Source organism: Oceanobacillus bengalensis, assembly GCF_003628445.1.
Classification (GTDB): Bacteria; Bacillota; Bacilli; order Bacillales; family Amphibacillaceae; genus Oceanobacillus; species Oceanobacillus bengalensis.
This window is the reverse complement of record NZ_RBZO01000053.1, coordinates 1-11,145: the sequence shown is the minus strand read 5'-3', so window position 1 is coordinate 11,145 and position 11,145 is coordinate 1. Positions and strand designations below refer to the sequence as shown.

General features: G+C 35.5%; 12 protein-coding genes and 1 rRNA gene. 8 read left to right on the top strand and 5 right to left on the bottom strand.

Annotated elements, in window-relative coordinates; genetic code table 11:
• Window positions 1-9 precede the first annotated feature (9 nt).
• The 3 genes from rrf to D8M05_RS19235 all read left to right on the top strand — a co-directional run bounded on the left by rrf (window position 10) and on the right by D8M05_RS19235 (window position 2,631).
• Window positions 10-123, top strand: a 5S ribosomal RNA gene (gene rrf, locus D8M05_RS19245).
• Window positions 124-256: 133 nt separating this feature from the next.
• Complete coding sequence (gene pepF / locus D8M05_RS19240; protein WP_121134679.1) at window positions 257-2,044, top strand: oligoendopeptidase F; 1,788 nt, start codon at window positions 257-259, stop codon at window positions 2,042-2,044.
• A gap of 362 nt (window positions 2,045-2,406) precedes the next feature.
• Window positions 2,407-2,631: a DUF2187 family protein gene (locus D8M05_RS19235; protein WP_121134677.1), complete on the top strand. Its 225-nt coding sequence runs from the start codon at window positions 2,407-2,409 to the stop codon at window positions 2,629-2,631.
• Between the two features lie 79 nt (window positions 2,632-2,710).
• Here D8M05_RS19235 and D8M05_RS20345 read toward each other — a convergent pair whose 3' ends face one another.
• From D8M05_RS20345 to pdxS, 3 genes are all read right to left on the bottom strand, one after another.
• Window positions 2,711-2,875 (bottom strand): hypothetical protein, encoded by a 165-nt coding sequence (locus D8M05_RS20345; protein ID WP_183072868.1) that lies wholly within the window; start codon window positions 2,873-2,875, stop codon window positions 2,711-2,713.
• Between the two features lie 80 nt (window positions 2,876-2,955).
• Window positions 2,956-3,552: a pyridoxal 5'-phosphate synthase glutaminase subunit PdxT gene (pdxT, locus tag D8M05_RS19230; RefSeq protein WP_121134676.1), complete on the bottom strand. Its 597-nt coding sequence runs from the start codon at window positions 3,550-3,552 to the stop codon at window positions 2,956-2,958.
• A gap of 96 nt (window positions 3,553-3,648) precedes the next feature.
• Window positions 3,649-4,536 (bottom strand): pyridoxal 5'-phosphate synthase lyase subunit PdxS, encoded by an 888-nt coding sequence (gene pdxS, locus D8M05_RS19225; protein WP_121134674.1) that lies wholly within the window; start codon window positions 4,534-4,536, stop codon window positions 3,649-3,651.
• A 136-nt stretch (window positions 4,537-4,672) separates the two neighbouring features.
• Here pdxS and pdxR point away from each other — a divergent pair, with 136 nt between their 5' ends.
• Both pdxR and D8M05_RS19215 read left to right on the top strand, forming a co-directional pair.
• Window positions 4,673-6,070, top strand: a complete 1,398-nt coding sequence (pdxR, locus tag D8M05_RS19220; protein ID WP_121134672.1) for a MocR-like pyridoxine biosynthesis transcription factor PdxR — start codon at window positions 4,673-4,675, stop codon at window positions 6,068-6,070.
• Between the two features lie 96 nt (window positions 6,071-6,166).
• On the top strand, window positions 6,167-6,985 hold the full coding sequence (locus D8M05_RS19215; RefSeq protein WP_121134670.1) for a DUF6612 family protein: 819 nt from the start codon (window positions 6,167-6,169) through the stop codon (window positions 6,983-6,985).
• A gap of 135 nt (window positions 6,986-7,120) precedes the next feature.
• Here D8M05_RS19215 and D8M05_RS19210 read toward each other — a convergent pair whose 3' ends face one another.
• Together D8M05_RS19210 and D8M05_RS19205 are read right to left on the bottom strand one after the other, a co-directional pair.
• Entirely contained in the window at window positions 7,121-7,414 is a 294-nt protein-coding gene (locus tag D8M05_RS19210; RefSeq protein WP_121134668.1) for a hypothetical protein, read from the bottom strand.
• 217 nt (window positions 7,415-7,631) lie between these two features.
• Window positions 7,632-9,311, bottom strand: a complete 1,680-nt coding sequence (locus D8M05_RS19205) for a methyl-accepting chemotaxis protein (protein WP_121134666.1) — start codon at window positions 9,309-9,311, stop codon at window positions 7,632-7,634.
• 186 nt (window positions 9,312-9,497) lie between these two features.
• Here D8M05_RS19205 and D8M05_RS19200 point away from each other — a divergent pair, with 186 nt between their 5' ends.
• The 3 genes from D8M05_RS19200 (at window position 9,498) to D8M05_RS19190 (ending at window position 11,012) form a co-directional block, all read left to right on the top strand.
• Complete coding sequence (locus tag D8M05_RS19200; protein ID WP_121134664.1) at window positions 9,498-9,776, top strand: GNAT family N-acetyltransferase; 279 nt, start codon at window positions 9,498-9,500, stop codon at window positions 9,774-9,776.
• Window positions 9,777-9,806: 30 nt separating this feature from the next.
• Window positions 9,807-10,037, top strand: a complete 231-nt coding sequence (locus tag D8M05_RS19195; RefSeq protein WP_121134662.1) for an excisionase family DNA-binding protein — start codon at window positions 9,807-9,809, stop codon at window positions 10,035-10,037.
• A gap of 93 nt (window positions 10,038-10,130) precedes the next feature.
• Window positions 10,131-11,012, top strand: coding sequence for an RluA family pseudouridine synthase (locus D8M05_RS19190; protein ID WP_121134660.1), 882 nt, complete (start codon window positions 10,131-10,133; stop codon window positions 11,010-11,012).
• Window positions 11,013-11,145 lie beyond the last annotated feature (133 nt).

Below are 11,145 nucleotides of genomic sequence, written 5' to 3'. Positions count from 1 at the left end.
ATATAGTTGTCTGGTAGTGATGGCGGAGAGGCCACACCTGTTCCCATACCGAACACAGAAGTTAAGCTCTCCAGCGCCGATGGTAGTTGGGGGTTCCCCTGCAAGAGTAGGACACCGCCAGACAACAGGAAGACAGGATACAATTTGTATTCTGTCTTTTTTGCTATAAAAAGGTACTCAGGTAGTATAAGTTGTATTAATCAGTGTATTTCAAATATAATGGAGATACTAATAAAAATCTGGGGGGAAAGTTTTGATGAAAATATTGAAAAGAGAAGAAATACCGGAAAAATATAAATGGAAGCTCGAAGACCTTTTTGAAGATGAAAGTAAATGGGAAGAAGCCCGAAAAGAAGCGCAGGGTCTATTAGAATCAATGAGAACTAATATAAGAGGAATTGTGACAACTGCTAGTAACTTATTGACATTTTTAAAACAAAGTAAAGAAGTTGACTTTATTCTTGAAAAAGTTTTTGTATATGCTCATCTTAAACATGATGAAAATACAAAGGATTCTAAAGGTCAGGAACTTGGACAGAAGTTGACATCACTTCAATTGTTGTATTCTGATGTTTCATCTTCTTTTCACACAGAATTTCTAACATTAGACGGAGCAAAAGTTGAAACATATTATCATGAGGAACCTTCCTTGCTCTTTTATAAGAAGTATTTTGATGAAATATTACGTGCAAAACCTCATACATTATCAAAGGAACAGGAATATATTCTCTCTCAAACTTCGCTACTAGATTCTTCGGATGATATATATGGGATGTTAAGTGATGCAGATTTGTCTTTCCCTAAGATTAAAGATGAAGAAGGAAATGAAGTGGAAATAACGCAAGGAAATTTTATCCAATATATGCAGAGTAAAGACAGAGAAGTTAGAAAGAGCGCATTTAAAGCTCTATATTCTTCCTTTAAGAAATTTGAAAATACCTTTGCTTCTACTCTATATGCTTCAAATAAGACGGATCGTTTTCATGCTACAATTAGAAATCATCCCTCATCATTGGAAGCATCTTTATTCAGTGATAATATATCCCCTGAGGTATATACAAACTTAATTGAGACGGTTAAACAAAATATCGAACCTATGGAAAAGTATATAAAACTACGCAAAAAACTGTTAAATGTGGAAGAATTACATATGTATGATATCTATGCACCATTGATTAAGGATATGGATGTTGAAATTAGCTATGAAGAAGCATATGAAACGATGAAAAAGGCGCTTGGAGTTTTAGGCGAAGATTATGTTGGTACGGTTAGTGATGCGTATACTGAGGGCTGGATAGATGTTTACGAAAATGAAGGAAAAAGAAGTGGAGCTTATAAATCAGGAGCTTATGGGGTTCATCCTTACATCCTATTAAATCATAAAGATAATTTAGAAAGCATGTTTACATTAGTACATGAGATGGGGCATGCGATGCATAGCTATTATAGTAATAAGCATAATCCGCAAGTTTATGCACATTATAAAATCTTTGTTGCAGAAGTAGCTTCTACGGTGAATGAAGTTTTGTTAATGCGCTACTTATTAAAAAATACAAATGATAAGAAAATGAAGATGTATCTTATCAATTACTTTTTAGAACAGTTTAGAACGACAGTATATCGTCAGACAATGTTTGCTGAGTTTGAAAAGATTACCCATGATAGAGTTGAAAAGGATGAGCCATTGACAGCTGACGCACTTAGAACGTTATACTATAATCTCAATAAGGAATATTATGGGGAAGAAATTGTACATGATCAGGAAATAGCTGTGGAGTGGGCAAGAATCCCACATTTTTATAGCGCATTCTATGTTTATAAATATGCTACAGGGTTCTCAGCGGCTATGGCATTATCGAAGCAAATACTTGAAGAAGGGGAATCCGCAGTGAATCGCTATCTTGATTTTCTAAAAAGTGGTGGAACAGATTTCCCTATTGAATTACTGAAAAGAGCTGGGGTTGACATGACAACACCACAACCAATTGAAGATGCATTAAACGTTTTTGGGGAATTGGTTGATGAATTAGAGGAATTAATATAGAGTAAAAAAGGTGACGAAAATCTTCATAGGAAGAAGCTCGTCGCCTTTGTTATTTTTCAGGCAAATGTTTATAATTAATTCACACTTAAGGGGCATACTATATCCACAGTTTCTTATTATATATGGTAAAATAGTGATATATGCTTAAGAATATATCACCATATGTAATTGACAAAGGGCGGTACGGCATATCAAAATAGATGTTGCCTTGTATTACCGTGCGTTCTTTTAATTCCTACTATTGGAGATACTATTTCTTAAGGTGTTTTGGTCTGGAGTTTTTTAATGGAATAAACAGGCTTATGCGTTACTTTTAAAGTTATATTAATAAGTAATGCTTATCTATAAAGGAGGTACTAGACGTGTCAGAAGAGAAGACAACAGAAGAGAAAGAAAAGGAAGTCCAAATAAAGAAAGCAGATGTTGGAGATACAATTAATGTAGTTAAAGGTCTTCAAAAAGGGAAAAAAGGAAAGGTACTTACTGTAAGGGATAACTCCGTAATCATCAAGATTGGTACACATCCACAAACAGGAGAACCAATAAAAACAGTCGTAAATCATAAAAATTATAAAAAAGCAAAGTAGTGGCTGTAAAAAAAGGACTATCCAAAACAATTGTTGATAGTCCTTTTTCTATGTAAGTATTTTGCACCAAATTTTATTTTCAGAAACCTGGTCCGCGCGTGTTTTTATCATTTTGACTTAGGACTTGGAATAGCTTGTCTTTTTGTTTATCTTCATCTGGGACAGACATACCTGATTTCTTTTCAATGTATACGGCAATCCCACCAATGACAACAATCGGTATTAGAATATATAACCAAAACACGATATCCCCCCTCATTTTGACTCTTCTTAAGTATTACGAATCAGAAATGAAAAAGTTCCTATACACGTCAATAGAAGTATTTAGCAAGTATACCCTGGTTGGTTCATGTTTGTTTCTACCATTTGAGTAAACAATTCGAGAAAACGTTTATCAGCTGTTAACTCTGGATGAAATGCACTAACAAGTATATTCTTTTGTTTTGCAGCAACGATATGATTGTCGTAAGTTGCTAATACATGTACTTCTTCAGTCGCTGACGTAATATACGGTGCCCGGATAAAAACTGCTTTATACGGATTTTCCAGTCCATTAATTTTTAAATTTGTTTCAAAACTGTCCTTCTGGCGCCCGAATGCATTACGTTTAACGGAAATATCCATTAATCCGAGATGGAATTCATTCGCATCAACGAGACTTTTCGCAACCAAGACCATTCCCGCACAGGTGCCAAAGATCGGTTTCTTTTTCAATGAAAATTGTTTTAAAGGCTCAAAAAATCCATAGCGGTCAATCAGTTTACGCATTGTCGTACTTTCTCCACCAGGTAAGATTAACCCATCGATGATATCTAACTGCTCTGGCTTCTTAATTACGATTCCTTTATAATTTAATGCTTCGATTTGTCTAATATGCTCTTCAACTGCACCCTGTAGACCCAAAACACCAATTGTTCCCATAAGAATTCATTCATCCTTTCATTCGACAAATTTCGAGGAGTGACAGGCACCCTGGCGCATCTGTACGTCGTTAAACGGGTGCTTTCGCTTTTGGTTCTACCAGCCCCGTTCTTGCATTCTTTCTTCTAGGGATAATTTGGAAATATCGATACCTTTCATTGCTGCTCCAAGTTCTTTGGAAAGCTTACCAATGAGGTCATAATCATTGTAGTAAGTTGCTGCTTGAACGATGGCATTTGCGAATTTCTCTGGACTTTCTGACTTAAAGACACCTGAGCCAACAAAGACTCCGTCCGCACCTAATTCCATCATTAATGCAGCATCAGCAGGCGTTGCAACCCCACCTGCAGCAAAATTAACTACTGGTAGCTTGCCTAAGCGCTTCATTTCTTTTAATACGTCATATGGTGCACCAAGATTTTTTGCCTCTGTCATTAATTCATCATCATTCAATAATGTTATTTTTCTAATCTCAGCATTTACTTTACGCATATGTCTTACTGCTTCTACGATATTGCCTGTGCCCGGTTCTCCTTTTGTACGGAGCATCGAAGCTCCTTCTCCAATGCGGCGTGCTGCCTCGCCAAGATCACGGCAACCACAAACAAATGGTACGGTAAAGTCACTTTTTAGAAGGTGAAATTCCTCATCTGCAGGGGTTAAAACTTCACTTTCATCTATGTAGTCAACGCCCATTGCTTCCAATATTCTTGCTTCAACAATATGTCCAATACGAGCCTTTGCCATAACTGGTATGGATACAGCATTCATGACCTCTTCAACAATTCTTGGATCAGCCATTCGAGCAACCCCACCTGCAGCACGAATATCAGATGGCACACGTTCTAATGCCATGACAGCAACTGCTCCTGAAGCTTCTGCAACTTTCGCTTGCTCTGCATTAACGACGTCCATAATCACGCCACCTTTTTGCATCCTGGCCATTCCTCTTTTAACAGTTTCTGTCCCTAGTAATTTTTCCAATTATCCCACTCCATTCTTATATATTGAATTTTTCTAAATTTACTTTATTATAAAAAGAGATTGATGCTATTGGAAGTGCCAGTTTTTAATGAAATTATAAGGTCAGTTGAAAATATGGGATAAGGAGTGGAAAGGAATGGACATGTTATCATGTAATCTAAATCGCTCAAGCGGTATCTCCCTATATGAACAATTATACGAGCACATAAAGAATGAAATTGTCGGTGGTCGAATAGAATATGGGGCAAAGTTACCATCAAAACGGAAACTTTCACAATTTCTTAAGATAAGTCAGAACACAGTAGAAACAGCTTATGATCAATTAATGGCAGAAGGATATATTGAAGGAATACCACGGAAGGGTTATTTCGTATTGACATACGAAGATTTGGAATATGTCCAAACAAAAAAAATCCAAAAGAAAGAAAACATAGAAGTAGAGGACGAGATGAAGTTTGACTTCCATCCAAGTTACATCGATACAGCTAATTTCCCATTTGCAAAGTGGAGGAAGTATGCAAAGGATACGATTGACAAAGAAAATCATTCCCTACTTTTATTGGGTGATATGCAAGGGGAGATGAAACTACGTAAGGAAATCTCTACCTATTTGTATCAAGCTAGGGGTGTTCGGTGTTCACCAGATGACATTATAATTGGTGCAGGAAGCGAGATACTACTGCAACAACTGGTATATTTATTTAATAAGGATACTGTTTATGGTGTCGAGGACCCTGGTTATCATGTGATTTCCAGGCTATTAAAACGATATCCAAATGAAGTATATCCGCTTGAAGTGGACCACGAAGGTGCGAAAATAGATGGAATTGAAGATACGCTTGTTAACGTTGTTTATGTTACTCCTTCACATCATTTTCCGTACGGTTCTGTTCTTTCTGTCAATCGTAGGAGTAAGCTATTAAAGTGGGCTGCAAGTACTCAGGATCGTTATATTATTGAAGATGATTATGACAGTGAATTCCGCTATAGTGGAAAATCGATTCCATCTTTACAGAGCATGGATCAAGCTGGAAAGGTGGTCTATTTGGGCACCTTTTCAAAATCACTCATTCCATCCCTACGTATAAGTTACATGGTATTGCCGAAAGAACTCCTTAACAAGTATAGAAATGAACTTTCCTATTATCAATGCACTGTTTCTAGGATAGATCAACATATATTAACGGCGTTTATGAAAGAAGGAGATTTTGAAAGGCATTTAAATAGAATGCGAAAAATTTATCGACGTAAATTAAACAAAACACTAGACATTTTAAAACCGTATCAGGAAAAAGTCAAGGTTATTGAGGAGTATTCAGGCCTTCATATTGTACTTGTTATAAAAAATGGTATGAATGAACAAGAACTTGTTGAAAGAGCGAGGAATGCGAAGATAAGAATTTATCCGCTATCCGCTTATTCGCTAGAAAGAAGAAAAGAGACATTGCCAAAAATTATTTTAGGATTTGCTGGAATTGAAGAAGTAAACTTAAATACAGCATTACAATTACTTCTGAATAGCTGGGAAATATAATATCTAACATTCCTCAAGATTCTATTGTCGAGATATGAAACTTTTTAATCTATCATCCGTATTACAACTAATCTGATAATTAGGGGGATTATACACGTGAAAAAGTTAGTTGTAGCATTTGGGATGATATTACTTTCCATCTCTCTTGTTGCTTGTGGAAATGAAAACGCAGAAGATGTTTTTACACAGGCAATGGAAGCAGCTGAAGGGATGGAAAGCGCTGAAGTCGTGATTGATATGACACAAAATATTGGAATGCCTGATGAATCATCTTCACTAGAAATGGAAACAAATATGGAAGCGGAAATGATTTTGGATCCACTTGCAATGTACCAAAAAGGGACAGTATCTATGATGATGGATGACTTTCCAATGGAAATGGAAACAGAGATGTATCTGGTTGATGATGAAGTTTATGTTTATGATTCCATGTCATCACAGTGGATGAAAATGGATGAGACGATGATGCCTATGGATGCGTTAAACAACCAACAACCAAATATAACAGAGCAATTAGAGATGTTTGAAAAGTATGTTGAGGAATTTGAATTTGAAGAAACGGAAGATGAATTTGTCTTTAAATTAACTGCTGATGGTGAGGGTTTTACTGAGCTTACGAACCAATTAATGGACGAATATATGTCTGAAGAGTTAACAGCACAATTTGGCGAAGAAATGGATGAAGTTTTAGAAAGCATGGATGTGAGTAAGCTATATATCGAGCTTTATATTGATAATGAAACATACGAAATGAATGGCGAGAAGATTGATATGGAAATGACGATGGGTGTAGAAGGAGACGAAGTAAAGCTATCCCAGCAGGTTAGCACGAAATACACAAACATTAACACCATCCAATCTATAGAAATTCCTCAGGAAGTAAAAGATAATGCAGTTGATGGAATGGGATTATAGGGATCGGAAATACTTCTAAAATAGAAATGAACCGCATGAAATCAGTTTTAAAATACTTGATTTCATGTGGTATTATAATGGTTTAAAATACGGTGTACCAAATGTTGAAGAGCTTATAATAGGCAAGATATTATTTTAAATCAATATAGTAACATCTCCACGCTCACTTATCTCCACTGTAGAGTAACTTTCAAAGGTTTCCATGTTTGTAATCTCGTGTTTTTCAGGTTTTGAGAAACTTTCCATATAATTTTTGTAAGTATCGGGATCCTTCACAATATGGTAGTAATAAATCTTTTTGCCACTCATTTCATCACTGCTTCTTAACAGAAAATTATCTTCAAATTGACTTTTAAACCAATCTCTTGCTTGTTGGTGATTACTAAATTCAGGCATCTGATTACTTATCGAGTAAAGGTCAATGTTCATCTTTATCTACCCCTTTCAGGTATTAATATATCCTCTTCATTGTTATCAATTCATGTAATTTTTAGGGGGAAGTATATCAAGTGTCGCTAGTTAGAAGTGCATAATTTTAAGGTAAGACATACAATCAAGGAGCATGCCGAATGAGGCAATGCTCCTGTTTTTACGTTTTTTATCCGCTCGACAAATACCGACAAAATTCGGGAAGTGACAGGCACCTCTAATTGAATTGTCCGCTTATGGCTGATAGTTCTTTGGATAGTTGGGTTAGTTTTAATCCTATGTCATGTGTTCTCTGTGTTTGTTGGTGTTGGTGTTCACTACTTGCAAGCATTTCTTCTGTACTTGCTAATGTTTCCTGTGAGATGGATGCAAAAGCTTCTGCAGTTTTATCTAAGTCAGGCAACTCGTCTTTTAAATGATGTAATACTCCTTGTATATCATGAAGTTTGCTGCTAACTTCTGAAATATTTTGCATTAATTCGTCAAAGCTGTGTTTTGTACCATTGGCCATATCGATATTTTCGTTCGTCTTCGTAAGCATTTTTCCAAATTCTTCTGTAACATCTTGGGTGAATCCTTTCATATTTGATATTGAAGTAGTAATCTCGCTTGCTGCAGAAGCTGATTGGGTAGCTAGTTTTCCAACTTCATTTGCAACGACTGAAAAGCCCTTTCCAGCTTCTCCCGCCCTTGCAGCTTCAATGGATGCATTTAATGATAATAGTTTTGTTTGTTCCGCAATTCCTTGTATTAATCCGACAAGTTTTGCTATATCTTGGGAATTATTATTTAAATTTCTAATGGTTATCATTAAGTGTTTAAAATCATCTTCGAAAGAACGTATCGTGTTTATTAATGTAATGATATTTTTTTCACCTAATTCAGCAGCCTTATTCATGCTATCTGAATTGGTAAAAACAGTATTCATATTTTCTATCATATTTTCAACTTGCTTTTTCATTGCTAAAGAGCTCGTCACGCTGTCTTCTGAACTATTCGCTGTTTGCTCTGCACCCAATTTCACAATATTAATCGATTCCGTTAAGTCTTGACTAGACTGAAGTGTGTTCTCGGAAGAAACTTTTAAATCTTCCCCAGTTTGATCCAATTTTATGGTTGCGCCTTTAAGCTCGTGAATCATGTTTCGCATATGCGTTATCATGGCATTATAGCTTTTATGTAAAGAAACGAATTCTGGAATTGTAGTCTTTAAATCTTCTGCATGACTCAGGTTTCCAGTGCGTACCTCTCGCATTGTGCTGCGTAGTTTATCTAGTGGCTTCGTTAGTGTTCGAACAAATAAAATAATAATTATTGCACTTATTAAAATACTAGCAAGTGAAATTGCAATTGATCCATACCCCATATTATGTACAGGTCCCATAAAGGAATTGGTTGGTACGATGAGTACATAAGAGCCGCCTATTTCATCCATTTTTTGAAATGAAATAAGGTATTCCTCCCCGTCAATTGTATCGGTAAATTGTCCATTATTCTTTTCATTGATATTGTTTACTATAGAATTATTTATACTTGGTAACGTATCTTCACTAACTTGAAAAGCTTGTACACTACCGTCTACAATATAGAAAAAGTCTGACTCTATCCCGTCATTTTTGAGTTGTTCCTCTTGTGTACGAACATTCACGTTTAATTGTTGCATAAAATACGCTTCATCGCTTACATATGTAAAGTGTAAATTTTCTGCTATGTATCCCATTAATTGTGTTTCGCGTTGTAGACGGTCTTCTATCGTATTCATGGCAATATCCTTGGCTTGAATGTATGAGGTGTAACCGTATAGTGCAACCACAATAATCATAATCGCCAAAAATGGAATGAGCAATCGTGTACGTAGTGACGTCTGGGTGAAAATGTTTTTAAGCTTTTTTATCATTCTTTTACCCCCATTTAGAAAAAAAGTTAGTAAATTTGTACTGTTACTATTCGATTATATCAATGAAATATTAATTGATTGTAAATTTTTTGTAAGGTCTGTCGTTTATGGTAAAATTAGATTGATATAAATGAATGATAAAAGATGGGTATAATAAAAGGTATGATTTAAAATAGGAGGGCTAGAATGGCAACGATTAATAAAGGTGAAAACAAGTTTTATATTGGAGATAACATTAAAGAGCCTTTAGCAGAAATTACATTTGTAGAATCAGGAGAGAATCGTGTAGTGGTAGATCATACGTATGTTTCAGATGAACTCCGTGGGCAAGGGATTGCTGGTCAATTGGTGGAAAAAGTCGTTACATATGCACGTGATAAAGGGAAAAAAATTGTCCCACTATGTCCTTATGTAAAGCGTAAAATCGATGAAACACCGGAATATCATGATATTTTAGGCGAGTAACTATGAATTAAGGGAAGGTGCTGTATATCGATGTACCTAACAATAGAGGAAACCGCAGATTTTCTATCCATACCAAAGACAAAAATATCTGCATTAGTACTGCAAGGTCGTATTCGAGCGATACATGATGGTGAGCGATATCTCATTAATAAGGAACAATTCACAACGCATTTTGACCAAGTGGATAAATACCGTCAAATGATCATCGATTATTTAAATGAGCCGATTCCTGAAGATATCGACGTAAAGGATGAGGATTAGATTTGCATCTGGAAAGATTTAAACTTAATGTTAGGTGTAGGTAGTTAAAGTTACTTACACTTAACATTTTTTAATAAGGAGAATAAATAAAATATGCCCGAAGAGAAGTCACTAATATTTAAAGTAGAAGAAGAAACGGAATTACTCAAGTTTCTATTAAAGGTAATGTCTAATCGTAGTAGAAACTCGGTAAAATCAATCTTGACCCGTGGACAGGTTACGGTTGACGAACATATGGAAACAAAGCATAATTATCCACTACATCCTGGCCAGATGGTTACTGTACTGAAAAACGAGGAAGCAAAAAAGGAAAATGTGCTCGTTGGGATGTCGATTGTGTATGAAGATAAAGATGTTATTATTATTAATAAAGAAGCAGGCCTACTAACGATTGCAACAGAAAAAGAGAAGAAATTAACAGCACACCATCAATTAATGGAGCATGTTCGAAGGGCGAACCCAGCTAATCGCATATTTGTAGTACATCGTTTGGATAAGGACACTTCAGGTGTAATGATGTTTGCAAAAAGTGAGAAAGTAAAGCGGAAGCTCCAAGATAATTGGAAGCAAATGGTTAAAGAACGGACCTATGTTGCACTTGTTGAAGGGAACGTACAGCAGCAACAAGGAGTAATGAAGACGTATTTGAAAGAAAGTAAAACACATATGATGTATTCTAGTCCTGATAGAAATGATGGACAACTAGCAATTACACATTATAAGAAAATCCAATCAAATAAGAACTTTTCATTGTTAGAATTGCAGCTTGAAACAGGTAGAAAAAATCAAATTCGCGTCCATATGCAAGATTTAGGCCATTCAATTGTTGGTGATAAAAAATATGGTTCGAAACAAAACCCGATTGGTAGACTTGGATTACATGCAAGTGTTTTATCTTTTGAACATCCATTTAATGGTAGATTAATGCTCTTTAAGGCAGATATTCCTAAATCATTTTTCACGAAATCGAAATAAAAATTTATTAACAAAGAGGATGGGACAAAAGAAATTTAGTAAAGAAAAATCCGAACGATAAGTTTAAGTCCTCCATTAAATTCAAATTAATGGAGGACTTTGTATAAACTTCGAACTAACTTAATTTAGATTA

Bases quoted from the DNA above. Each gene is read 5' to 3' on its own strand.
- D8M05_RS19195 (WP_121134662.1), top strand. From the start codon at position 9,807: ATGTACCTAACAATAGAGGAAACCGCAGATTTTCTATCCATACCAAAG.
- D8M05_RS19190 (WP_121134660.1), top strand. From the start codon at position 10,131: ATGCCCGAAGAGAAGTCACTAATATTTAAAGTAGAAGAAGAAACGGAA.
- pepF (WP_121134679.1), top strand. From the start codon at position 257: ATGAAAATATTGAAAAGAGAAGAAATACCGGAAAAATATAAATGGAAG.
- D8M05_RS19205 (WP_121134666.1), bottom strand. From the start codon at position 9,311: ATGATAAAAAAGCTTAAAAACATTTTCACCCAGACGTCACTACGTACA.
- D8M05_RS19210 (WP_121134668.1), bottom strand. From the start codon at position 7,414: ATGAACATTGACCTTTACTCGATAAGTAATCAGATGCCTGAATTTAGT.
- pdxR (WP_121134672.1), top strand. From the start codon at position 4,673: ATGGACATGTTATCATGTAATCTAAATCGCTCAAGCGGTATCTCCCTA.
- D8M05_RS19200 (WP_121134664.1), top strand. From the start codon at position 9,498: ATGGCAACGATTAATAAAGGTGAAAACAAGTTTTATATTGGAGATAAC.
- pdxT (WP_121134676.1), bottom strand. From the start codon at position 3,552: ATGGGAACAATTGGTGTTTTGGGTCTACAGGGTGCAGTTGAAGAGCAT.